At 67.8% G+C, this 23,052-nt stretch carries 22 protein-coding genes and 2 pseudogenes; 12 read left to right on the top strand and 12 right to left on the bottom strand.

Annotated elements, in window-relative coordinates; all coding sequences use genetic code 11:
* The first annotated feature begins 31 nt into the window (after positions 1-31).
* Both ACFQ87_RS32505 and ACFQ87_RS32500 read left to right on the top strand, forming a co-directional pair.
* Positions 32-502 carry a hypothetical protein gene (locus ACFQ87_RS32505; RefSeq protein ID WP_380614434.1) on the top strand — a complete coding sequence of 157 codons (471 nt, stop codon included), beginning with the start codon at positions 32-34 and terminating at the stop codon, positions 500-502.
* A 640-nt stretch (positions 503-1,142) separates the two neighbouring features.
* A complete protein-coding gene (locus ACFQ87_RS32500; RefSeq protein WP_380614435.1) occupies positions 1,143-1,274 on the top strand; it encodes a hypothetical protein in 132 nt (43 codons plus the stop codon).
* A 156-nt stretch (positions 1,275-1,430) separates the two neighbouring features.
* On the opposite strand, the gene ACFQ87_RS32495 is transcribed toward ACFQ87_RS32500, so the two are convergent.
* Positions 1,431-1,742, bottom strand: coding sequence for a hypothetical protein (locus ACFQ87_RS32495; protein WP_380614436.1), 312 nt, complete (start codon positions 1,740-1,742; stop codon positions 1,431-1,433).
* Positions 1,743-1,948: 206 nt separating this feature from the next.
* Positions 1,949-2,623, bottom strand: a complete 675-nt coding sequence (locus ACFQ87_RS32490) for an ATP-binding protein (RefSeq protein WP_380614437.1) — start codon at positions 2,621-2,623, stop codon at positions 1,949-1,951.
* Positions 2,624-7,884: 5,261 nt separating this feature from the next.
* On the opposite strand from ACFQ87_RS32490, the gene ACFQ87_RS32485 reads away from it, so the two are divergent.
* Positions 7,885-8,034 carry a hypothetical protein gene (locus tag ACFQ87_RS32485; protein ID WP_380614438.1) on the top strand — a complete coding sequence of 50 codons (150 nt, stop codon included), beginning with the start codon at positions 7,885-7,887 and terminating at the stop codon, positions 8,032-8,034.
* 48 nt (positions 8,035-8,082) lie between these two features.
* Positions 8,083-8,793 (top strand): DUF2637 domain-containing protein, encoded by a 711-nt coding sequence (locus ACFQ87_RS32480; protein ID WP_380614439.1) that lies wholly within the window; start codon positions 8,083-8,085, stop codon positions 8,791-8,793.
* 110 nt (positions 8,794-8,903) lie between these two features.
* Here ACFQ87_RS32480 and ACFQ87_RS32475 read toward each other — a convergent pair whose 3' ends face one another.
* Together ACFQ87_RS32475 and ACFQ87_RS32470 are read right to left on the bottom strand one after the other, a co-directional pair.
* Entirely contained in the window at positions 8,904-9,206 is a 303-nt protein-coding gene (locus ACFQ87_RS32475; protein WP_380614440.1) for a hypothetical protein, read from the bottom strand.
* Positions 9,203-9,994, bottom strand: coding sequence for a hypothetical protein (locus tag ACFQ87_RS32470; RefSeq protein WP_380614441.1), 792 nt, complete (start codon positions 9,992-9,994; stop codon positions 9,203-9,205). The genes ACFQ87_RS32475 and ACFQ87_RS32470 overlap by 4 nt, the downstream gene beginning before the upstream one ends.
* 130 nt (positions 9,995-10,124) lie before the next feature.
* On the opposite strand from ACFQ87_RS32470, the gene ACFQ87_RS32465 reads away from it, so the two are divergent.
* The 3 genes and pseudogenes from ACFQ87_RS32465 (at position 10,125) to ACFQ87_RS32455 (ending at position 12,788) form a co-directional block, all read left to right on the top strand.
* Positions 10,125-10,562 (top strand): hypothetical protein, encoded by a 438-nt coding sequence (locus tag ACFQ87_RS32465; RefSeq protein WP_380614442.1) that lies wholly within the window; start codon positions 10,125-10,127, stop codon positions 10,560-10,562.
* Positions 10,563-11,328: 766 nt separating this feature from the next.
* Positions 11,329-11,937, top strand: a pseudogene (locus ACFQ87_RS32460) (alpha/beta hydrolase); the annotation flags it as partial.
* A gap of 38 nt (positions 11,938-11,975) precedes the next feature.
* Positions 11,976-12,788, top strand: coding sequence for a spermidine synthase (locus ACFQ87_RS32455; RefSeq protein ID WP_380614443.1), 813 nt, complete (start codon positions 11,976-11,978; stop codon positions 12,786-12,788).
* Between the two features lie 108 nt (positions 12,789-12,896).
* Here the strand turns inward: ACFQ87_RS32455 and ACFQ87_RS32450 are convergent, their stop codons facing one another.
* From ACFQ87_RS32450 to ACFQ87_RS32440, 3 genes are all read right to left on the bottom strand, one after another.
* Positions 12,897-13,301 carry a hypothetical protein gene (locus ACFQ87_RS32450; protein ID WP_380614444.1) on the bottom strand — a complete coding sequence of 135 codons (405 nt, stop codon included), beginning with the start codon at positions 13,299-13,301 and terminating at the stop codon, positions 12,897-12,899.
* A gap of 284 nt (positions 13,302-13,585) precedes the next feature.
* Entirely contained in the window at positions 13,586-13,831 is a 246-nt protein-coding gene (locus ACFQ87_RS32445) for an ArsR/SmtB family transcription factor (RefSeq protein ID WP_380614449.1), read from the bottom strand.
* 250 nt (positions 13,832-14,081) lie between these two features.
* Positions 14,082-14,498 (bottom strand): hypothetical protein, encoded by a 417-nt coding sequence (locus ACFQ87_RS32440; RefSeq protein WP_380614445.1) that lies wholly within the window; start codon positions 14,496-14,498, stop codon positions 14,082-14,084.
* A 138-nt stretch (positions 14,499-14,636) separates the two neighbouring features.
* On the opposite strand from ACFQ87_RS32440, the gene ACFQ87_RS32435 reads away from it, so the two are divergent.
* The 3 genes from ACFQ87_RS32435 to ACFQ87_RS32425 all read left to right on the top strand — a co-directional run bounded on the left by ACFQ87_RS32435 (position 14,637) and on the right by ACFQ87_RS32425 (position 16,238).
* Entirely contained in the window at positions 14,637-15,053 is a 417-nt protein-coding gene (locus tag ACFQ87_RS32435) for a hypothetical protein (RefSeq protein WP_380614445.1), read from the top strand.
* A gap of 118 nt (positions 15,054-15,171) precedes the next feature.
* The gene (locus ACFQ87_RS32430) at positions 15,172-15,549 is read left to right on the top strand and encodes an ArsR/SmtB family transcription factor (protein WP_380614447.1); all 378 of its coding nucleotides are present in this window, start codon (positions 15,172-15,174) and stop codon (positions 15,547-15,549) included.
* Between the two features lie 284 nt (positions 15,550-15,833).
* On the top strand, positions 15,834-16,238 hold the full coding sequence (locus tag ACFQ87_RS32425) for a hypothetical protein (RefSeq protein WP_380614444.1): 405 nt from the start codon (positions 15,834-15,836) through the stop codon (positions 16,236-16,238).
* 108 nt (positions 16,239-16,346) lie between these two features.
* Here the strand turns inward: ACFQ87_RS32425 and ACFQ87_RS32420 are convergent, their stop codons facing one another.
* From ACFQ87_RS32420 to ACFQ87_RS32410, 3 genes and pseudogenes are all read right to left on the bottom strand, one after another.
* Complete coding sequence (locus tag ACFQ87_RS32420) at positions 16,347-17,159, bottom strand: spermidine synthase (RefSeq protein ID WP_380614443.1); 813 nt, start codon at positions 17,157-17,159, stop codon at positions 16,347-16,349.
* A gap of 38 nt (positions 17,160-17,197) precedes the next feature.
* A pseudogene (locus ACFQ87_RS32415) lies at positions 17,198-17,785 on the bottom strand (alpha/beta hydrolase); the annotation flags it as partial.
* A gap of 787 nt (positions 17,786-18,572) precedes the next feature.
* Positions 18,573-19,010, bottom strand: a complete 438-nt coding sequence (locus ACFQ87_RS32410) for a hypothetical protein (protein WP_380614442.1) — start codon at positions 19,008-19,010, stop codon at positions 18,573-18,575.
* A gap of 130 nt (positions 19,011-19,140) precedes the next feature.
* Here ACFQ87_RS32410 and ACFQ87_RS32405 point away from each other — a divergent pair, with 130 nt between their 5' ends.
* Both ACFQ87_RS32405 and ACFQ87_RS32400 read left to right on the top strand, forming a co-directional pair.
* Positions 19,141-19,932: a hypothetical protein gene (locus ACFQ87_RS32405; protein ID WP_380614441.1), complete on the top strand. Its 792-nt coding sequence runs from the start codon at positions 19,141-19,143 to the stop codon at positions 19,930-19,932.
* Positions 19,929-20,231, top strand: a complete 303-nt coding sequence (locus tag ACFQ87_RS32400) for a hypothetical protein (RefSeq protein WP_380614440.1) — start codon at positions 19,929-19,931, stop codon at positions 20,229-20,231. Before ACFQ87_RS32405 ends, ACFQ87_RS32400 begins: the two co-directional genes overlap by 4 nt.
* Before the next feature lie 110 nt (positions 20,232-20,341).
* Here ACFQ87_RS32400 and ACFQ87_RS32395 read toward each other — a convergent pair whose 3' ends face one another.
* Both ACFQ87_RS32395 and ACFQ87_RS32390 read right to left on the bottom strand, forming a co-directional pair.
* Entirely contained in the window at positions 20,342-21,052 is a 711-nt protein-coding gene (locus ACFQ87_RS32395; RefSeq protein ID WP_380614439.1) for a DUF2637 domain-containing protein, read from the bottom strand.
* Between the two features lie 48 nt (positions 21,053-21,100).
* Positions 21,101-21,250, bottom strand: a complete 150-nt coding sequence (locus tag ACFQ87_RS32390; RefSeq protein WP_380614438.1) for a hypothetical protein — start codon at positions 21,248-21,250, stop codon at positions 21,101-21,103.
* Positions 21,251-23,052: the final 1,802 nt, after the last annotated feature.

Raw genomic sequence — 23,052 nt, 5'->3', positions numbered from 1 at the left:
CCCGCCCTTGGCGGTGAATTACGTTCCGTTCATGCTGGCGTCCCACCAGCATGAACGCTTCTTCTCGGAGGGGATTCGGATGACCCGTTCTCGCCTTGCCGCCGGCGTCGTCGTCGTAGCCGTCGCATCCGGCGTCGCCCTCGCCATCGCCCCCGCGGCGCGGGCCGCGGAAGCTCCCAGGCTCCAGGTGTCGACGTGTGCCGCCGATCTCACGGCCGCGCTCGACAGCAACGCGGCCGCCATCGACGCCGACTCCGTCGGCGACCCCGCCGACGCTCGCACCTACAACCTCCGCACCCTCGTCATCCTGGCCGGAGCGGGGCTCACCTGCTTCTGCCAGCCGGCCCAGGTCCACGCGGACATCATCGCCGCAGCGACCGACGGCATCCATGCGGCGATGTCCAACGCGATCGGCGATTCCGCCGCTGCGCTGAACAGTGAGGACGCCGTGGCGGCCGAGTTGACGGACGCCCTGGAGGTTGTCCGGTATGCCGAGGTGTGAGGTCTCACGGTACGCGGTGCTCGTTGTCGACCTGCTCGGGTGTGGGCCCGCACCACCGGATCCGACGGCAACCCCTGGTTCACCGAGAACTCCGCGAGCCGGATCGGAACGGTAACGCCCTGACAGAGCCGGCAGTGTGAGCAGACACCCAGTGGACGGGCGCCGATCGATCGGTGCGGGCGCCAGCGGCGCCCGCAGCCGGGCTGGTGCCGGGGCCAACGCGAGGGCGTCGGCACCAAGCCACCCGTCCCGCCAGGCGCGTAGTGCCTACCGGGGAACCGGCCTACGAGGCAGGCCCGCGCTGACCCGCACGGTGTTCTCCCCAAATCCCCGGGTACGCCGAGCGCGTTCTCCAGGTGGCACGCCAAGACGCCGACATCCTGCTCGCCTCCCAGGGCGTCGCACCCCTGGGCAGCCTCCCGTGGAACCGCTCGCGTTCCTCGAGACCGGGCCGCCACCGGTGTTCGTCGGCTTCGGCGGCAGCGTGCTCGACGACGCCGAGTGACTCATCAAGATCACCACCGCGGCACTGCGCCGGGTCCACCGCTGGGCCGGCACACCGCCGCAGGAGCGCGATCAGGAGTCCCGGCGGTCCCGGTGTCCTTCGTGCGCTTCAGTTCCACAGCCACGTTCGGGCCGGATGACTCGTCTCATCGGGGTCAGCCCCGCGGTCGTCGCCCTGCGCGGGCTGTCGGCCCGCTCCCCGGCGGACGCCGTCACCAGCGCACTCGCCAACCCCGCGTACCGCCGCAACGCGCACATGGCACAGTGACCGGCAAGGAAGGACGGCGCGAGAGCGGTGACCTCCGCGGTCGCGCGTGGTCGAGGAGGCGCGATGACACCCCCGAAGCAGTCGGGCCGGACGACCAGCCACGGACGGCAACACCCTCCGGGCGAAGCCCCTCACACCTGATTCCGGACAAGCCTGTCACCGCTGGAGCAAATGGTGCAGATCCCGCTGTTTCGCGCAGTCTGCGAACATGGCATTTTCGCTCAGACCCGTGAGCAGATCGAGGACAGCGGCAAGCGGCTGATATTCCGCGCGGATGGCCGGGCGCTCACCACTGGCCTTCAAATGCTCCCAAAGCGCGTGGAAGTAGTCCTCGAGCTCCAGACGCGCGTCGAACTGCGCGCTGAGCCGTTCGGGATCGAGGCGACGCAGGGCGTCGCGGTCGAGCTGCGTCACGGAGTTGATGATGCTGTTGAGGACTTCACGGCTCTCGGTGCTTGAGCTGGGCATGGGTTCTCCTCACGATGTGCGCGGTGGATGATTGAAGTTCGACGCTCGATCTGCCGTCCGGCCTGGTCGGATCGCGGGCGCCCGCACGCCGGTGGACGCAACCGGTGGCGGGTGGTGTCAGGGAGCACCGCGTCGCGCCCCGGAGCACCGCCTGCCGGCCGGGCACCGGCAACTGCGGCGCGTGGCCGGCGACCGCCCCTGAACAGTCACCACGCGGCAGTGCTCCGACCGGACAGCGGGACGGCAGCCCACACCGAGCAGCCGCCGTCCGTGTTCAGCCGCATCCCCCACTCCTGCGAGTAGCCCGCAACGAGCGCCAGGCCTCTGCCGTGGTCCTCGTCCGGCGTGGCGCGGTGCAGCCGCGGCACCGTGGAAGTCCTTCCCTGATCACGGACCTCCAGCAGGAGCCGGTCCGCGGTCCGGCGCAACCAACCGGTGATGTGTGCACTGTTGGAGTGCTCGAGGGCATTGGTGACCAGTTCGGAGATCACGAGCAAGGCCGCGTCCCGGGCATGGCCGGCCCGAACGTCCTCGGCGTCCAGCCACAGCCCTGCCAGCCGCCGGGAGATCGGTACCGCGCGACCGAGAGATGGCAGCCTGAAGGTCAGCGGACGGCCCCTGACCCAGTGGCTCAGGACATCCTCGGTGAGAACTCCCGTCGGCCGTCCATTGATCTCTGCGGTGGTCAGTGGAATCTCCTCCTCGGTGAGCGGCGGGGTCGCTTCTCGGCTCACGAGCCGAAGCGGCTGCCGGTACGACTGCTCGCGGCTTCGCGGCTCAGGCCGCGCCCGGTGCATGAGGACCATTCCCTCCGGCGAGCAGGCGCCGGGCTGGTCGAAGTAAATCAGAAATAGATTATCCGCGGGGAGCGACTGTTCCAAAAAAAGGGGGCGTGTTTACGTAATGCAGGCGCCTAGTGTGAAGGTAAGAAGAGTTGTTCGTGCCACTGGGCATCCGGCGGAATGAACTTGGCTTGTATCGTTCACTCGAGTCCGGGTTTCGCTGCGAATGGCGGACGGCCAGGGCCATTGATCCTGGTCTTCGATGGACTATTCGGGCAAGTTTTCTTGCAGGTGTCCGAGGGTGGCCGGCGACTCGCTCATGGAATTCCGCACCGACCTGGCCGAAATCAGCCGTTCCGCTTGTGCGCGTTATGGCCGGGACGGCGTCCGGCCCGCGACCGCCTTCCGGGCCGGTCCCTCCCAAACGGCTGGCCGACGAGGAGGAGCCGGGGGCCGTGCGGCCAGTCGGCCGGACGTTGCGTCGACGGGGCGCCCAGCGGACTGCTCGCGCCGTGGGCTTCGACCAGCCCGATTGCGGGATCGACCGTCCTGATTCACCGCCGAGCTCCGGATGACCGCGTGAACCACGGTCACCGTTGAGAATCGCCTCGCTCAGGCGCCTCAGGATGACGACTCCGCGGCCTTCGCCGCGGACGACGTCGTCCGCTGCGGCATCGAAGGTCCTCAGCGACCGGTCGGGGACGGCATGTGCATCCTCGAGAACGATTTCGCCGTCCGGTCGCTGACTGTCAGTGTGATCCCGGAGCGCCGGCGCGGCGCCTTACTCGCGTCCGCCGCGTGCCTGACAGGCAGCCGGATGCCGAGGGCGGAACCCGGCCAGCAGCCTACGCATGCCCGCGTCTGCCCGCCCGGAGAGAGAGCCGCTGCCGGCTGTTGCGGAGGCGGCATGTGAGCCGCTGTGGGCCGGTGCGAAAAGAATCGCACCGGCCCGCGGATCCAATTCCTCAACCGGGGGATGGCGACACGCCTCTTCAATGATGAGACGCTAGCCAGAAGCGCTGGTAGACACGGCAGCTGCTTATCCCCGGAGAGGATGGGTGACCCCACCCGGTTCGGATGCATCTAGTTACCCATCGAGCCGGAATAGCCGCAATCCCCTGACCGGTCGATTCACCCGTATGGTCGAGCGTACCGGAAATACAAACGCCTGTGTGACCGGACCGGAAGCCCCTCCTGCCAGGCAATTTTCATATCCTGGACTGCTCGCTCGGAAAATTGGACGGCATGTTCGATGCGGCTTGGTAGATGGTTGCCGATAGGCGGTGATCGGCATCGTGGCCGATGGCTCGCAGGGTTCTCACTGCGCGGTTCGTCGATCAATCACGATGTCGGCTCTCGGCCCGCCGGCCGATCTGCCCGCGACGACTTCGGAGTCGCTCCTCGACGCGATCCTCCGGGTCGAGCGCACCGGACCTTTCCTGATGCCCCGGGGAAATTCTCGGGCACGAGCTGACATAGCCCGGGTCGGGTCGCGGACTCTTCTGGTCACAAGTGGGTTCCGTAATATTAACACTGACGTGAACAGCCGAGTCTTTGATCGCCCTGGAAACCGCGACCTCAAGCTCGGACAGCACCGGAGCGGGCAGCGGATGTGCAGGAGGATTTCATCCTCAGTAAGTGCTGCCAATACCCCTTCCGGGCGCCAATGGATCGGCGCAGCGATGCCCGTTGGCGGTGAACGGACTGAGTTCCAGACAAACGCGGGCGGCCTACCATTCGTGGCACACCCGGGACGGCGCCCGCGACGGGCCTGCAATCGGCGATGTCCAGGGCGGACTCCCACGGCAGGCTCCGGCCTCCGGTCCGGTCGCGGGGACGCCCGCGCGGGTCCCCGCGCCCGGTCGGCCCTTGGCACCAGGGGGGCAGCCGGCGGACCACCGGGAAGGCAGACATGACGAGGGGTGCCACGGTGGCGTCTCGCAGGTCCCGATCTCGCAGGTTCCGGTCGCGCTGGGGCGACCACGCGGGTCTTCCCCGCATCAGGTCGGCCCTCCCGCCGTGGAGCAGGAACAGACGCCGCGACGGCCTCCAGCGGCACGTCGCGGAGCCCGGTGCCGTGCCCGCGCGCCTGGTCGGCTCTTCCTCGACCGGTGCCCTCCTGACGGGCGGCCTCGGTGATGCCCTGGCGAGGCTGACCGGCAAAGGCGGTGCGGGCCGCCGCCAGATCCTCGCCGGCCCGGGCGCGGGCTTGTTCCCGCTCAAGTCGGCGAGCGGCAAGCCGCCGGCGAAGGACGGTTCCCTCCGACTCTTCGCCCTCTGTCGCCATCCGGTCCGAGAGTCCGCTCGGGGCGGCTGTTGGCGTACTCCGTCGGTGAACGGGCACGGGCCGCGCCGCGGGCGGGTCTCCCGGGGGCGGCGCGTCCCGCTGGTGACCGGATAGCTCCCACTGCTCCCGAAGCCGACGGCAGGCGGCAGCGGCGGCGGCGGGACCGCAGGATCGGCAGGTTTCCGGGTCCTCGGCGTCGCGGACGACCAGCGGCCCGCGGCAGAGTGCGCACTCGGGGCTTCGGACCGGCCTGCTCCCTGTGACCGTCTCGCTTGCCCGGTCGACGACCCTGATCAGCCAGGGAAGCGGGGAGACCACCGAAGACCACGGCACAGCGCCGACCGGCTCCCTGCGGCGCGCGAACTCCCACGCCGACTCGAGAGCTTCGAGAATCACGGCGCCATGGACCTCAGGGGATGCGCTGTAGTCGGCGAATGTTGCGACAATGTGCTGAGCGAGGAGGTCGAGCTGTCGCTCGGTCAGCCGGTCCACCAGCTGCCTCGGCAGGCGCCCAAGAGCCGACGACGCGGCTTGCTGTCCCCATCGCCTCTGCTCGTTGGTCATCGACTGGATCATCTTCTGGTCGGTTCGCCGTCTGCCGTGCCCTGCCGGGCCTGCTTCGCCCCCCGTGGCTCCCACCGCGCGTCCTCGCGCGCGCGGGCGCACGGTTTCCGGTTCGCGCGACGAACAACCACCCACGACGGCCGGCATGTTCAGCACGTCATGTTGGGGGGATCGTGTTTCTGTCACCGGACCGGGGGGGCTCAGTGTCACCGAACCGGGGGGGCCGGCTGTCACCGAACCGGGGGCCTCCCGGCACACGCCGGGCGAGGCGCCGCGATGGGAGTCCGGTCCGGAGCCGAAGACCTCGACACCGCCGCCTGCGGGCCCGTCCGCGGACTGCAGCGCGGGAACGGGCCCGCTCGGGAGAGACTCGCTCTGCCCGCTCGGTACGCGGACGGGCATGGGGTGGACGACGTATCTGTATCCCCTCTTCTCGCCCTGTCTTCTGCTCACCCAGCCCTGGACCAGGAGTTCGGCCACCGCTTCGCGGGCCGTGTCCTCCTTTATCCTGCACTCGCGTGCGATTCGCGCGACGGGAGTCGACTCGGTGAACCGCTGCCGCAGGGAGAGCAACGCATAAACCTTGAACCGAGTACCGGCCAGATGCGCCCGGGCATATGAGCCGACGCACACGGCCAGCTCATCGTCGGCCAGTGGGCGAACACACCGGTTCATGGTTCGGGTCGCAGGATTTCGAGACACGCGAACCAGATTCTTGGCCTTCGCCTTGGCGATTAGGCGGTTCACACCACCCCGGGACAGCCCCAGCTGTCTCCCGATCGTCTCGTCAGCGGCGAAGCACAATCCTGACTTCCAGCCGTAGTCCTGAACTAGCGTCACTACCCGGATCAGGTCACCGGTCAAGTCCCTGTCACTGAGCCACGCCGCCGGGAACCGGGTAGCGGGCAGGCGAGCCTGCCCGGCCGCACGCGCCTGCCCGGGAACCCAGGAGGGTTCCGTGTGCACGGCGCCCGAGAATCGCGGACTCACGGAGCACCGCCGAAAGTGCGACGCTCGCTCACTTCCCTGGCCGGTCCGGCCGGCCGCCCCAAAGCCGTCGAGGCGACTTTTCCTGCGGTCGGCTCCATTTGAGCGGTGACCACTCGTGCTCGAGAGCCCGTTTGGGGAGGTCCTTGGAGGTTTCGCTCATTGCGGACTCCGTGCCCTCCTCCTAGACGGATGGAGCGACGACCCGGGACACGGGCAGGGGCTAGTTGGCAGATTTTGATTCTGTGATGCAAAATGGCATTGCCTACTTACGGACGTGTGAGGAGGCAACAGCCCGTCAGGACACCGGTTCTCGCAGGATCCCAGGTGTGCAGACGGGCCGAGGCAGCGGTGGATTCCGTCGTCGACTCGGGCATGTGCTCAGTGACGGCGGAAGCAAAGCGTTCAGACGCCGAGGCATGTGCTTGGCGCAAAGACGGTGAAGGTCCGGTGGTGCGGACCGAGCCGTCTCGTTGCTGCTAGGTCATGTCAAGACCTCCCCGTAGGGGAGCAGGGGTGGTTGAAGAAGGCCGAACGAACAATGAGAAGCGATCATGAGCGGTCGCTTCTGCCAAGCGCGGTTTCGCGTCCAGATGCCTGAGGGGTGATCTGGAACAGCGATGTCGCGTCGACTGCCCCTGGAGCCGTCCGGACCTGCCAGAGTCCGGGCGGCTGATCCATGACTGGGCCATGGCTTGACCAAGAGTACCCGGTCCATCACAGAGTGTGAATACTCTCGTACACGACTCATCTTTGGAGCCCACTGCAACTGCTTGCGGGAAAGTTCGTTCGAATCGGCCGACGGGCGGCTCGAACGCTCCCGTTCCCGTCGCCGGGGAAGGTTTCGGGCGGGACGGTCGAAACCCGCGGTCAGCCGAGGATTCCGCGGTCGCGATGGGGCGCGGCCACCAGTCGTCCACGGGCTGGCCCGGAGGCTGCCGGTTGATCACCAAGTGGGCGCAGCCGCGTCGATCGCCACCACGGCTCAAGCCGACGGCCATGGTGCGGTATCAAACGGTCCTGTCATTGGTCATCCAAATGAGACACACGACTGACCTGCCGCTCAGACAACCTGAGCTTCCGTAAATCGGCCGGCTGAAGGACAGAGGTCGCAACGGGTGCATCCGCCCGGAGCCTGGCGACCTGCGGCTCCGCGCGCCGGCGCGCCGTGCTGGGGAGAATCGCAGAGTATCTGGCACTCTTCGCGGCCACCACGCCTGGAAAGTGGGGAAGCCGAGCGAGCGGAGATGGTAGCGCTCGCTTCGATCGCTCCCCTTCAAAGCCAGCCGCAGGACTGCCGCCCGCCTGAACGAGGAGCTCGGTGACCTGCGTAAAAGCTCTGAGCGCGGGCGACATGAGCATATTTCAGGACACCCGGATGCCGTACATTTCTCGGTGATTAGCCCATCGTTGTCGGGGCATGAGTCCAACAGCCAAGCCGCCTCTTCCATTGCTGCTGGAGCGAGACAGGATCTGTAGTGCCGGTGATAACTGGCTATTCGTTCCGGGTCGGAGGAATGCCGTGGGTGATCTGGAAGTTGGTTATCTCGTAAAGAATGGCGAACGCGTGGCGCTGACGCATTGCTCACGCCAGCTGGCCGAACTCTTCCGCGTCCTGCGTCGGCTCGAGTTTGAATTCTCGATGCGGCTGTACCGATCAGAGAAAGACTGATTGAGGCCGCCAGCCGAGAGCCGCAATAACGCGAACAGGAGGGATGCTTTGTACGAGTCAACGAACACCGCGTTCAACCCCTACTGCACAGCCGGATTCATCCCCGATGACGGAGTGATACACAACCACGCCCTCTGGCCGCCCGCCGGGCAGCTGTCCGCCGACCTGTCTTACCCGGTCGTCGATGGCTGGGCCGATCCAGGCCTGCAGTCGTACCCTTCGGATGGGGAAGCGCTCGAAGGGGGAGCCGGCCTGCAGGCCATGGGCTTCCGCCCCCAGCTAATCGCTGACCGCCGGGAGCGTCACGCACGCCCGGCGCGCCGCCGGTCCGACATCGTGGGATCCGTCATCGGATTCCTGACTGCAACGATCGTCACCGCGGTGTGCATCCTCGGATGGATAATCTCCTATCACCCTCTGCAGGACGTGGCCCTTTCCCAGCTGCCGAGGGATCTGTCCCGGTACTGGCCGGTCGTCGTCTACGGGCCGTGGATAGCCGCTTCCCTCTCCGTTCTGCGGGCCGCTCTGGGAGGACACAAGGTGGCGAATTCCTGGACGGTCATCCTGGTGTTCGCAGGTATCGCCAGTCTCCTGTGTATCGTCGACACGCCCAGCACAATGCCTGAGGCCGTGGTCGCGGGCCTTCCGCCGGTGACAGCTGTGGTGTCCTTGCAGCAGATGGTGCGCCAGCTGCTTGTAACCCGACAAATGCGCCAGGAACATCCTCGGCAGAAACCCTCACACCGGGCATCTCGCTAGCGCGTCAACATCACAGCTTGCTCGCTTCCGGCGGTCAGGCCCCCACCTGACAACCACACGGAAACCTCAGTAGTCGGTGGCAGTAGTTACTGTAAGCAGTCCTCACCGTCCTACACAGTGGAACCAGTGGGATTGGGCGGTGGCTGGACCACCAGCGCATCGAGGGCCTGTTGGGCGCGGCCCAGTTTGTCCTTACCTGCGCGGCGTAGACCCGCCTTGGCGTACTTCTCGACCATGGTGGTGGACTTCCAATCCTCGGTGATGACCATGATCTCGGCTGGGCTGTAGCCTTGGGCCGCGAGGTCGGCCGGAACGCTGGCGCGCAGACCGTGGCTGGTGGCCTCTTTCGCGTCGAAGGCGGGGGTTCGCGAGACCATCCGCTTGAAGGCGCGGTTCACCGCGTGGCCGGTCATGTCGGTTCCGGAGGCGGGGACAGACATGAGCTGGCCCCATCGGGTGATGCCACGAAGTAGTGGCAACTGCGTTTCCCCTTGGTCGAGTTCGGCGAGCAGTGAATGTAGGTGCGCACGACGATGATCGCTACCGGGTCGCGGATGACGTACTCGCGGCCGGTGGACCAGTGGTCGTTTTTGCTGGTGCGCTTGCCGATGACCATCTGCTCGGTGCCGTCCCCGAGGTGTTCGAAGGCGATGGAGTCGATGCGGTAGGCGGCCTGTTCGGAGCGGCGGGCCCGGGTGCGGTAGCCGAGGTGCAGGATCGTCAGGTCGCGCCACCGGGCGAGCGGGCCGCCGGCGGTCGTGCCCTGCTGGAAATGAGCGATGCGGGCGGCGTCGACGGGCGGGCTCGACTTCGGGGTGCGCCGGGCACGGGCGTGCTCGCCGGCCTGCTTGCGGATCAGTTCGGCGGTCGCCTTCTTCGGCGGCCAGTTCTTGTACCCCGCACGGGCGTTGGCATCGCGGATCGCGGCCATCGCCAGCCGAAGGGAGCTCACCGGCGCACCTGTGCCGTCGCGCCCGTCGCGCCCGTCGCGGCGCCGTAGGTGGGAGATGTAGGACACCATGTTCGCCTCGCTGGTGCGCGGTCCCGGATGGCGGCTGTTGTCGGCGCACCAGCGGGCGAAGTAGCGCCACTGTTCGGCGTAGGTCTGGCTGGTGCGGGCCGGCCGGGCGGAAGCCAGGTCGTCGGCCGCGTCCTCAGTCAACGTCTCGTTCGGGTCGACCCGGTCGAGCTCGAACGGCACGAGTACCTGACTGTCGTCGATGCAACACAGAGACTGATGCAGAATTGGCGCCTGTAGCGCTTCTCCTTGTCTTCAACGCGTCTGCTGTGGTTATTTGTGTTCAGGCGACTGAGCTGCAAAGGTGTGCGCCATGAAGATCACGATCACCGTGGAGAACCCGACCCCCGAGGCGCTCGAGAAGCTGCTCGCTCTCGCTGCCATGCCCGCCGCCGTCGTAACCGCGGAGCCCGACGACCACTGGACGCCGAAGCGGGCCCGCTCGTACTACGACCGCCTGCCGCCCCGCGCACAGCAGATCCTGCTCCAGGTCGTCCACGGCGAAGGCGAGTGCGCCGCAGAGGAGTTGAAGGCAAATGGCCGAAACCTTCGGGGATCTACCGGCGCGTTCCGCCGGGTGCTCTCGGAGGGCAAGCGGACCGGCCTCTGGCCCGACGCGCTTCCGGTGCCGCTGGTCTCCCACATTGTCGGAGGGCAGCTCAAGAAGCTCGAGATGCCAGGGCGCGGCACAGGGCAGTACGCACTCACGGCCTTCGAAGAGGGCCTGCGTGATCTGCGGACTGGCGGCTGACCAGGCGATCCGCGCGACTTCTGCGGGTGGGGTGCGACGACCGGGCGACTGACGCATATCCGAGAGCTCGGTCAGTACGGCAAACTGCCCGCCGGCCCGGCCGCCGGGCAGGCGAGAGTGTGTGGGTAAGACCCTTTCCAAGAGGCCGAGTTGGGGCAAGGGGGTCAGGAAACGCGTACCGCCACGCCGTACAAGCCGAGCCCGTTCTCGGCCGCGGCGCGCCACAGCCGCAGCGTGCCGCCAAGGACAGACTCCTCTCGGGGTGGGGGTAGTGCAGGAGGAGGAGGTTGCCGCACCAGCCCGGGAGGAGGGCGCGGGCCGGGCCGATGGCAGGGAAGAACGATGCGACCGCGTATTCCTTCGATTTGCCGAGGCGAAGATGCCCTCGTCCGGCTGATCCCTCCACACGTCGTCGATCACGCAGAAGTTCGGATCGACGATGCCGTCGCACATGTCGTCAACGTTGATCCCTGGTGCAGTGAGTTGCCGGAACAACTCAAACGCCGCCTCGTCGGCCACTGCGTTCCATGAACCTCTTTACCAGGTGCGGTAGTTGGGCGACCGATCCTGCTGCTACTGATCCCATCGCTGCTGGGCAAATGGCTTGGACCGATCCGTCTCCATCGCGGGCAGCAACCGGGAGCCAGATCGGAGATGACGGATTCGGCGTGGCTGTTGATTGTCCAAGCACTGGTGAAGCCCATGTACTGGACGCCAGTACCCGCCGCCGCGGCCGGATGACGAGGGCGCGGTCTGCGCGACCCTGGTGCCGGGGGCCGAGCGGGCCGTGTTGTACATCCACGGGTACAACGACTACTTCTTCCAGACCAATCTGGCCGACCACTACGCCGCGCTCGGGTTCTCGTTCTACGCCCTGGACCTGCGCAGTTACGGGCGTTCCCTCCGCTCGCACCAGTCGCCGAACTTCGTTCGCGACCTGGCCGAGTACGATGAGGAGATCGACGAGGCGGTCCGGATCATCCGGAAGGTGGACGGGCACCGGCAGCTGCTGCTGAACGGGCACTCCGCCGGTGGTCTGGTCGGCGCGCTGTGGGCGGGGCGTCGGGCCGGGCAGGGGGTGGTGGACGGGGTGTTCCTGAACAGTCCGTTCCTGTCGATGCCCGCCGGGGCCGCCGTGCGCACCGCGGGCGGGCCGGTGGTGACGGCGCTCGGGCGGCTGACGCCGACCCGGGTCCTGCCGTCCTCGCTGAACCCGCACTACACCCACAGCCTGCACAAGGACCACAAGGGCGAGTGGGACTTCGACCTCCGGCTCAAGCCCGCCGAGGGCTTCCCGCTGTACGCAGGCTGGCTGGCCGCGATCCACCAGGGGCACCGGCAGGTGCGGCAGGGGCTGGGGATCGATGTGCCGGTGCTGCTGATGGCCTCGACGAGGTCGATCTCCACCACCAAGTGGCACAACGCCCTGCACCACGCCGACGCCGTGCTGCGCGCCGACGACATCGCCGCGCAGGCGCCGCGGCTGGGCCGGCACGCGACCTCGCCGACCCGACGCACCTGGAGTTCGAGTACACCCGCAGGCTCGGCCACCTCGCCGACGCCCTCGCCCCCACCGGCCGTCCGCTGGACGTGCTGCACCTGGGCGGCGGAGCGCTCACCATGCCGCGCTACCTGGCCACCACCCGGCCGGGCTCGCGGAAGCGGGTGGTGGAGGTGGACGGGCCGCTGCTCGAGCTGGTCGCGGAACACCTGCCCTGGCAGGGCCCCGGCGTGGACATCACCGCGACGGTCGGCGACGCCCGGGCGGCCCTGGCCGCCGTCCCGGCCGCATCGCAGGACCTGGTGATCGCGGACGTGTTCCACGGCTCCCGCACCCCGGCGCACCTGACCTCGGTGGAGTTCCTGTGGCTGGCCGCGAGCGCGCTGCGCCCCGGCGGCTGCTACGCCGCCAACCTGGCGGACGGCCCGCCGCTGGCCTTCGCCAAGGCCCAGGCGGCGACGGTGCGGGCGGTGTTCCCGTACGTCTGCCTGGTGGCGGAGGCCCCGGTGCCGCGCGGGCGCCGGTACGGCAACATCCTGCTGGCCGGTTCGACGGCGCCGCTGCCGGTGGCGGAGCTGACCCGCCTGCTGGCGGGTGACATCTTCCCGGCCCGGCTCACCGAGGGCGAGGAGCTGGCGGCCCTGGTCGGCCGGAGCGCCCCGGTCACGGACGCGTCCGCCGCCGACTCCCCGCCGCCACCGGACGGCGCCTTCAGCGTCGGTTGAGGCCCCGCCGCCGACGTGGTGGTGCAGCCGGGGAGCCGGCCCGGACAGCTCGTCCGAGCCGGCTCCCCACTGTCGTGCGACCTGTCACCTGTGACGGCAGGCCTGGCGTCAGAGCCAGGCGCCGTTCTGCACCGTCTTCACGTACGCGCCGTTCTTCATGGCGATGGCCATCCCGCCCCACATGCCGGGGGTGTAGGCGGACGAGGCGCCCCAGGTGTTGTCGTACTGGCCTACTGGCCGACACTGGATGTCCTGGGTGTAGACGTTGCCCAGGGAGTTGTACTGGAGCCAGACACAGATCTGGTCGACGGCGCCGCCACAGTTGTTACCGCCGCCCTGGACCCATACCTTGCCGTCGAGGCTGTGGTAGGGCTGGCCGACGTAGAGGTCGCACGACGCCAGGGACGGCGACTGGGACGCGGCCGGGGCGGCGACGGCCGTACCGGCCGTGCCGAGCCCCGCGATGACGACTGCGGCCGCGCCAGCAGCGGCGAACTTCCGCATACCGAACATGGTTTTCTCCCCGAGTTTGGCGGGGGCCACGTGAGCCCCACGAGATGCCTCATTGATCGTGCTTCTCGCGAGTTCTCGTCGTCAACGTCGGTAAAAGGAACGTGAGTTGTCGGTTCCAGCTGAAAGGGAATCGGACCCGCCGCTTCCATGGCCGTGGGCCGGAGAATCCGGCACCGCGCGGGCACGAACATGCCAGGATCGCGGCGACGGGGTCGAAAGTTCGATCCGAATCGGCCAAACAATTGGCCGACGCGCGGTGGCCGCCGCGGCCTCGTTCTCCCGGCTCAGGCCGCGCTGTCGACGTTGTCCAGCACCGCGCGGAGGAGCCCCGGGAACCGCTCGTCGAACTCGTCGCTGCGCAGCCGGGCGCTCTGCTGCTGCCCCTGGTGGGTGCGGAGGATCAGGCCGCACTCGCGCAGCACCCGGAAGTGGTGCGAGGCGTTCGACTTGCTGATTCCCAGGGCGTTGTAGATCACCGAGCACTCGGTCTCGCCCTGGCGGGCCAGCAGGTCGACGATCCGCAGTCGCAGCGGATCGCTGAGAGGACGTTCGGCTGGCTCATGCGCTCTCGCCGCCTCGCCCGCGACTTCGAGACCCGCGCCGACAGGGCCCAGGCCGTGTCCGCGATCGTACCGGCGCAGTCCGCCAGCACGTCGTCGCAGTCATGGTGCCCGGCCGCGCGGTCGAGGATTTGCCTTGCCAGGCCGCGCGCGTGAGTGGTCTCACCTGACGGCTGACCCCCGCAGGCGCGGGGAGCCGTCCTGCCGGGTGGGTGCGCGGTCAGCCGTTGGCGGAGGTGCCGGGGCTGTCGCCGCGTTTGACACAGGGGGCCAGGACAGTCAGGTCCAGGGTGTCTGGCGCCGTTTCGCGGTCACCGACCACGAGCGAGGCGGTGAACTTGTTCGCGTCGTTGGACAGGTCCAGTCGCTTGTCGTCGCTTCGTTCGACGGAGAAGCCGTCCTGCTTCAGCCGCTGCTGCACCGCCTCGAAGACGCCCTGGACCTTCGGCCCGGGGATCCCGCGCAGTTTGTAGGAGATGTACGGCATGTACCGCGATGGCGAGTTGGCCGGCCCGGACTCGCACTCGTCCTTGTCTACCAGTGGGTCGGGGATCTTCACGGTGTCCTTGTCCGGGAGCACCGCGAGCGCGGCGGAATCGTAGGCCTTGACCTTCTCCTCGGCCTGTCCGAGGTTCATCGACGGGGGGAGAGGGCGAGGATGCCCGCGGGCAGCAGGCCCAGGACGGCGGCGCGAACGGACCGGCCGCGGCCGGTCCGTTCGCGCCGCCGTCCTGGGCCTGCTGCCCGCGGGCATCCTCGCCCTCTCCCCCCGTCGATGAACCTCGGACAGGCCGAGGAGAAGGTCAAGGCCTACGATTCCGCCGCGCTCGCGGTGCTCCCGGACAAGGACACCGTGAAGATCCCCGACCCACTGGTAGACAAGGACGAGTGCGAGTCCGGGCCGGCCAACTCGCCATCGCGGTACATGCCGTACATCTCCTACAAACTGCGCGGGATCCCCGGGCCGAAGGTCCAGGGCGTCTTCGAGGCGGTGCAGCAGCGGCTGAAGCAGGACGGCTTCTCCGTCGAACGAAGCGACGACAAGCGACTGGACCTGTCCAACGACGCGAACAAGTTCACCGCCTCGCTCGTGGTCGGTGACCGCGAAACGGCGCCAGACACCCTGGACCTGACTGTCCTGGCCCCCTGTGTCAAACGCGGCGACAGCCCCGGCACCTCCGCCAACGGCTGACCGCGCACCCACCCGGCAGGACGGCTCCCCGCGCCTGCGGGGGTCAGCCGTCAGGTGAGACCACTCACGCGCGCGGCCTGGCAAGGCAAATCCTCGACCGCGCGGCCGGGCACCATGACTGCGACGACGTGCTGGCGGACTGCGCCGGTACGATCGCGGACACGGCCTGGGCCCTGTCGGCGCGGGTCTCGAAGTCGCGGGCGAGGCGGCGAGAGCGCATGAGCCAGCCGAACGTCCTCTCAGCGATCCGCTGCGACTGCGGATCGTCGACCTGCTGGCCCGCCAGGGCGAGACCGAGTGCTCGGTGATCTACAACGCCCTGGGAATCAGCAAGTCGAACGCCTCGCACCACTTCCGGGTGCTGCGCGAGTGCGGCCTGATCCTCCGCACCCACCAGGGGCAGCAGCAGAGCGCCCGGCTGCGCAGCGACGAGTTCGACGAGCGGTTCCCGGGGCTCCTCCGCGCGGTGCTGGACAACGTCGACAGCGCGGCCTGAGCCGGGAGAACGAGGCCGCGGCGGCCACCGCGCGTCGGCCAATTGTTTGGCCGATTCGGATCGAACTTTCGACCCCGTCGCCGCGATCCTGGCATGTTCGTGCCCGCGCGGTGCCGGATTCTCCGGCCCACGGCCATGGAAGCGGCGGGTCCGATTCCCTTTCAGCTGGAACCGACAACTCACGTTCCTTTTACCGACGTTGACGACGAGAACTCGCGAGAAGCACGATCAATGAGGCATCTCGTGGGGCTCACGTGGCCCCCGCCAAACTCGGGGAGAAAACCATGTTCGGTATGCGGAAGTTCGCCGCTGCTGGCGCGGCCGCAGTCGTCATCGCGGGGCTCGGCACGGCCGGTACGGCCGTCGCCGCCCCGGCCGCGTCCCAGTCGCCGTCCCTGGCGTCGTGCGACCTCTACGTCGGCCAGCCCTACCACAGCCTCGACGGCAAGGTATGGGTCCAGGGCGGCGGTAACAACTGTGGCGGCGCCGTCGACCAGATCTGTGTCTGGCTCCAGTACAACTCCCTGGGCAACGTCTACACCCAGGACATCCAGTGTCGGCCAGTAGGCCAGTACGACAACACCTGGGGCGCCTCGTCCGCCTACACCCCCGGCATGTGGGGCGGGATGGCCATCGCCATGAAGAACGGCGCGTACGTGAAGACGGTGCAGAACGGCGCCTGGCTCTGACGCCAGGCCTGCCGTCACAGGTGACAGGTCGCACGACAGTGGGGAGCCGGCTCGGACGAGCTGTCCGGGCCGGCTCCCCGGCTGCACCACCACGTCGGCGGCGGGGCCTCAACCGACGCTGAAGGCGCCGTCCGGTGGCGGCGGGGAGTCGGCGGCGGACGCGTCCGTGACCGGGGCGCTCCGGCCGACCAGGGCCGCCAGCTCCTCGCCCTCGGTGAGCCGGGCCGGGAAGATGTCACCCGCCAGCAGGCGGGTCAGCTCCGCCACCGGCAGCGGCGCCGTCGAACCGGCCAGCAGGATGTTGCCGTACCGGCGCCCGCGCGGCACCGGGGCCTCCGCCACCAGGCAGACGTACGGGAACACCGCCCGCACCGTCGCCGCCTGGGCCTTGGCGAAGGCCAGCGGCGGGCCGTCCGCCAGGTTGGCGGCGTAGCAGCCGCCGGGGCGCAGCGCGCTCGCGGCCAGCCACAGGAACTCCACCGAGGTCAGGTGCGCCGGGGTGCGGGAGCCGTGGAACACGTCCGCGATCACCAGGTCCTGCGATGCGGCCGGGACGGCGGCCAGGGCCGCCCGGGCGTCGCCGACCGTCGCGGTGATGTCCACGCCGGGGCCCTGCCAGGGCAGGTGTTCCGCGACCAGCTCGAGCAGCGGCCCGTCCACCTCCACCACCCGCTTCCGCGAGCCCGGCCGGGTGGTGGCCAGGTAGCGCGGCATGGTGAGCGCTCCGCCGCCCAGGTGCAGCACGTCCAGCGGACGGCCGGTGGGGGCGAGGGCGTCGGCGAGGTGGCCGAGCCTGCGGGTGTACTCGAACTCCAGGTGCGTCGGGTCGGCGAGGTCGCGTGCCGGCCCAGCCGCGGCGCCTGCGCGGCGATGTCGTCGGCGCGCAGCACGGCGTCGGCGTGGTGCAGGGCGTTGTGCCACTTGGTGGTGGAGATCGACCTCGTCGAGGCCATCAGCAGCACCGGCACATCGATCCCCAGCCCCTGCCGCACCTGCCGGTGCCCCTGGTGGATCGCGGCCAGCCAGCCTGCGTACAGCGGGAAGCCCTCGGCGGGCTTGAGCCGGAGGTCGAAGTCCCACTCGCCCTTGTGGTCCTTGTGCAGGCTGTGGGTGTAGTGCGGGTTCAGCGAGGACGGCAGGACCCGGGTCGGCGTCAGCCGCCCGAGCGCCGTCACCACCGGCCCGCCCGCGGTGCGCACGGCGGCCCCGGCGGGCATCGACAGGAACGGACTGTTCAGGAACACCCCGTCCACCACCCCCTGCCCGGCCCGACGCCCCGCCCACAGCGCGCCGACCAGACCACCGGCGGAGTGCCCGTTCAGCAGCAGCTGCCGGTGCCCGTCCACCTTCCGGATGATCCGGACCGCCTCGTCGATCTCCTCATCGTACTCGGCCAGGTCGCGAACGAAGTTCGGCGACTGGTGCGAGCGGAGGGAACGCCCGTAACTGCGCAGGTCCAGGGCGTAGAACGAGAACCCGAGCGCGGCGTAGTGGTCGGCCAGATTGGTCTGGAAGAAGTAGTCGTTGTACCCGTGGATGTACAACACGGCCCGCTCGGCCCCCGGCACCAGGGTCGCGCAGACCGCGCCCTCGTCATCCGGCCGCGGCGGCGGGTACTGGCGTCCAGTACATGGGCTTCACCAGTGCTTGGACAATCAACAGCCACGCCGAATCCGTCATCTCCGATCTGGCTCCCGGTTGCTGCCCGCGATGGAGACGGATCGGTCCAAGCCATTTGCCCAGCAGCGATGGGATCAGTAGCAGCAGGATCGGTCGCCCAACTACCGCACCTGGTAAAGAGGTTCATGGAACGCAGTGGCCGACGAGGCGGCGTTTGAGTTGTTCCGGCAACTCACTGCACCAGGGATCAACGTTGACGACATGTGCGACGGCATCGTCGATCCGAACTTCTGCGTGATCGACGACGTGTGGAGGGATCAGCCGGACGAGGGCATCTTCGCCTCGGCAAATCGAAGGAATACGCGGTCGCATCGTTCTTCCCTGCCATCGGCCCGGCCCGCGCCCTCCTCCCGGGCTGGTGCGGCAACCTCCTCCTCCTGCACTACCCCCACCCCGAGAGGAGTCTGTCCTTGGCGGCACGCTGCGGCTGTGGCGCGCCGCGGCCGAGAACGGGCTCGGCTTGTACGGCGTGGCGGTACGCGTTTCCTGACCCCCTTGCCCCAACTCGGCCTCTTGGAAAGGGTCTTACCCACACACTCTCGCCTGCCCGGCGGCCGGGCCGGCGGGCAGTTTGCCGTACTGACCGAGCTCTCGGATATGCGTCAGTCGCCCGGTCGTCGCACCCCACCCGCAGAAGTCGCGCGGATCGCCTGGTCAGCCGCCAGTCCGCAGATCACGCAGGCCCTCTTCGAAGGCCGTGAGTGCGTACTGCCCTGTGCCGCGCCCTGGCATCTCGAGCTTCTTGAGCTGCCCTCCGACAATGTGGGAGACCAGCGGCACCGGAAGCGCGTCGGGCCAGAGGCCGGTCCGCTTGCCCTCCGAGAGCACCCGGCGGAACGCGCCGGTAGATCCCCGAAGGTTTCGGCCATTTGCCTTCAACTCCTCTGCGGCGCACTCGCCTTCGCCGTGGACGACCTGGAGCAGGATCTGCTGTGCGCGGGGCGGCAGGCGGTCGTAGTACGAGCGGGCCCGCTTCGGCGTCCAGTGGTCGTCGGGCTCCGCGGTTACGACGGCGGCGGGCATGGCAGCGAGAGCGAGCAGCTTCTCGAGCGCCTCGGGGGTCGGGTTCTCCACGGTGATCGTGATCTTCATGGCGCACACCTTTGCAGCTCAGTCGCCTGAACACAAATAACCACAGCAGACGCGTTGAAGACAAGGAGAAGCGCTACAGGCGCCAATTCTGCATCAGTCTCTGTGTTGCATCGACGACAGTCAGGTACTCGTGCCGTTCGAGCTCGACCGGGTCGACCCGAACGAGACGTTGACTGAGGACGCGGCCGACGACCTGGCTTCCGCCCGGCCGGCCCGCACCAGCCAGACCTACGCCGAACAGTGGCGCTACTTCGCCCGCTGGTGCGCCGACAACAGCCGCCATCCGGGACCGCGCACCAGCGAGGCGAACATGGTGTCCTACATCTCCCACCTACGGCGCCGCGACGGGCGCGACGGGCGCGACGGCACAGGTGCGCCGGTGAGCTCCCTTCGGCTGGCGATGGCCGCGATCCGCGATGCCAACGCCCGTGCGGGGTACAAGAACTGGCCGCCGAAGAAGGCGACCGCCGAACTGATCCGCAAGCAGGCCGGCGAGCACGCCCGTGCCCGGCGCACCCCGAAGTCGAGCCCGCCCGTCGACGCCGCCCGCATCGCTCATTTCCAGCAGGGCACGACCGCCGGCGGCCCGCTCGCCCGGTGGCGCGACCTGACGATCCTGCACCTCGGCTACCGCACCCGGGCCCGCCGCTCCGAACAGGCCGCCTACCGCATCGACTCCATCGCCTTCGAACACCTCGGGGACGGCACCGAGCAGATGGTCATCGGCAAGCGCACCAGCAAAAACGACCACTGGTCCACCGGCCGCGAGTACGTCATCCGCGACCCGGTAGCGATCATCGTCGTGCGCACCTACATTCACTGCTCGCCGAACTCGACCAAGGGGAAACGCAGTTGCCACTACTTCGTGGCATCACCCGATGGGGCCAGCTCATGTCTGTCCCCGCCTCCGGAACCGACATGACCGGCCACGCGGTGAACCGCGCCTTCAAGCGGATGGTCTCGCGAACCCCCGCCTTCGACGCGAAAGAGGCCACCAGCCACGGTCTGCGCGCCAGCGTTCCGGCCGACCTCGCGGCCCAAGGCTACAGCCCAGCCGAGATCATGGTCATCACCGAGGATTGGAAGTCCACCACCATGGTCGAGAAGTACGCCAAGGCGGGTCTACGCCGCGCAGGTAAGGACAAACTGGGCCGCGCCCAACAGGCCCTCGATGCGCTGGTGGTCCAGCCACCGCCCAATCCCACTGGTTCCACTGTGTAGGACGGTGAGGACTGCTTACAGTAACTACTGCCACCGACTACTGAGGTTTCCGTGTGGTTGTCAGGTGGGGGCCTGACCGCCGGAAGCGAGCAAGCTGTGATGTTGACGCGCTAGCGAGATGCCCGGTGTGAGGGTTTCTGCCGAGGATGTTCCTGGCGCATTTGTCGGGTTACAAGCAGCTGGCGCACCATCTGCTGCAAGGACACCACAGCTGTCACCGGCGGAAGGCCCGCGACCACGGCCTCAGGCATTGTGCTGGGCGTGTCGACGATACACAGGAGACTGGCGATACCTGCGAACACCAGGATGACCGTCCAGGAATTCGCCACCTTGTGTCCTCCCAGAGCGGCCCGCAGAACGGAGAGGGAAGCGGCTATCCACGGCCCGTAGACGACGACCGGCCAGTACCGGGACAGATCCCTCGGCAGCTGGGAAAGGGCCACGTCCTGCAGAGGGTGATAGGAGATTATCCATCCGAGGATGCACACCGCGGTGACGATCGTTGCAGTCAGGAATCCGATGACGGATCCCACGATGTCGGACCGGCGGCGCGCCGGGCGTGCGTGACGCTCCCGGCGGTCAGCGATTAGCTGGGGGCGGAAGCCCATGGCCTGCAGGCCGGCTCCCCCTTCGAGCGCTTCCCCATCCGAAGGGTACGACTGCAGGCCTGGATCGGCCCAGCCATCGACGACCGGGTAAGACAGGTCGGCGGACAGCTGCCCGGCGGGCGGCCAGAGGGCGTGGTTGTGTATCACTCCGTCATCGGGGATGAATCCGGCTGTGCAGTAGGGGTTGAACGCGGTGTTCGTTGACTCGTACAAAGCATCCCTCCTGTTCGCGTTATTGCGGCTCTCGGCTGGCGGCCTCAATCAGTCTTTCTCTGATCGGTACAGCCGCATCGAGAATTCAAACTCGAGCCGACGCAGGACGCGGAAGAGTTCGGCCAGCTGGCGTGAGCAATGCGTCAGCGCCACGCGTTCGCCATTCTTTACGAGATAACCAACTTCCAGATCACCCACGGCATTCCTCCGACCCGGAACGAATAGCCAGTTATCACCGGCACTACAGATCCTGTCTCGCTCCAGCAGCAATGGAAGAGGCGGCTTGGCTGTTGGACTCATGCCCCGACAACGATGGGCTAATCACCGAGAAATGTACGGCATCCGGGTGTCCTGAAATATGCTCATGTCGCCCGCGCTCAGAGCTTTTACGCAGGTCACCGAGCTCCTCGTTCAGGCGGGCGGCAGTCCTGCGGCTGGCTTTGAAGGGGAGCGATCGAAGCGAGCGCTACCATCTCCGCTCGCTCGGCTTCCCCACTTTCCAGGCGTGGTGGCCGCGAAGAGTGCCAGATACTCTGCGATTCTCCCCAGCACGGCGCGCCGGCGCGCGGAGCCGCAGGTCGCCAGGCTCCGGGCGGATGCACCCGTTGCGACCTCTGTCCTTCAGCCGGCCGATTTACGGAAGCTCAGGTTGTCTGAGCGGCAGGTCAGTCGTGTGTCTCATTTGGATGACCAATGACAGGACCGTTTGATACCGCACCATGGCCGTCGGCTTGAGCCGTGGTGGCGATCGACGCGGCTGCGCCCACTTGGTGATCAACCGGCAGCCTCCGGGCCAGCCCGTGGACGACTGGTGGCCGCGCCCCATCGCGACCGCGGAATCCTCGGCTGACCGCGGGTTTCGACCGTCCCGCCCGAAACCTTCCCCGGCGACGGGAACGGGAGCGTTCGAGCCGCCCGTCGGCCGATTCGAACGAACTTTCCCGCAAGCAGTTGCAGTGGGCTCCAAAGATGAGTCGTGTACGAGAGTATTCACACTCTGTGATGGACCGGGTACTCTTGGTCAAGCCATGGCCCAGTCATGGATCAGCCGCCCGGACTCTGGCAGGTCCGGACGGCTCCAGGGGCAGTCGACGCGACATCGCTGTTCCAGATCACCCCTCAGGCATCTGGACGCGAAACCGCGCTTGGCAGAAGCGACCGCTCATGATCGCTTCTCATTGTTCGTTCGGCCTTCTTCAACCACCCCTGCTCCCCTACGGGGAGGTCTTGACATGACCTAGCAGCAACGAGACGGCTCGGTCCGCACCACCGGACCTTCACCGTCTTTGCGCCAAGCACATGCCTCGGCGTCTGAACGCTTTGCTTCCGCCGTCACTGAGCACATGCCCGAGTCGACGACGGAATCCACCGCTGCCTCGGCCCGTCTGCACACCTGGGATCCTGCGAGAACCGGTGTCCTGACGGGCTGTTGCCTCCTCACACGTCCGTAAGTAGGCAATGCCATTTTGCATCACAGAATCAAAATCTGCCAACTAGCCCCTGCCCGTGTCCCGGGTCGTCGCTCCATCCGTCTAGGAGGAGGGCACGGAGTCCGCAATGAGCGAAACCTCCAAGGACCTCCCCAAACGGGCTCTCGAGCACGAGTGGTCACCGCTCAAATGGAGCCGACCGCAGGAAAAGTCGCCTCGACGGCTTTGGGGCGGCCGGCCGGACCGGCCAGGGAAGTGAGCGAGCGTCGCACTTTCGGCGGTGCTCCGTGAGTCCGCGATTCTCGGGCGCCGTGCACACGGAACCCTCCTGGGTTCCCGGGCAGGCGCGTGCGGCCGGGCAGGCTCGCCTGCCCGCTACCCGGTTCCCGGCGGCGTGGCTCAGTGACAGGGACTTGACCGGTGACCTGATCCGGGTAGTGACGCTAGTTCAGGACTACGGCTGGAAGTCAGGATTGTGCTTCGCCGCTGACGAGACGATCGGGAGACAGCTGGGGCTGTCCCGGGGTGGTGTGAACCGCCTAATCGCCAAGGCGAAGGCCAAGAATCTGG

Source organism: Kitasatospora sp. NPDC056531 (assembly GCF_042794375.1).
In the GTDB taxonomy this organism is placed as follows: Bacteria; Actinomycetota; Actinomycetes; order Streptomycetales; family Streptomycetaceae; genus Kitasatospora.
The sequence above is the reverse complement of the archived record's forward strand: the minus strand, read 5'-3'. Positions and strand labels throughout refer to the sequence as shown.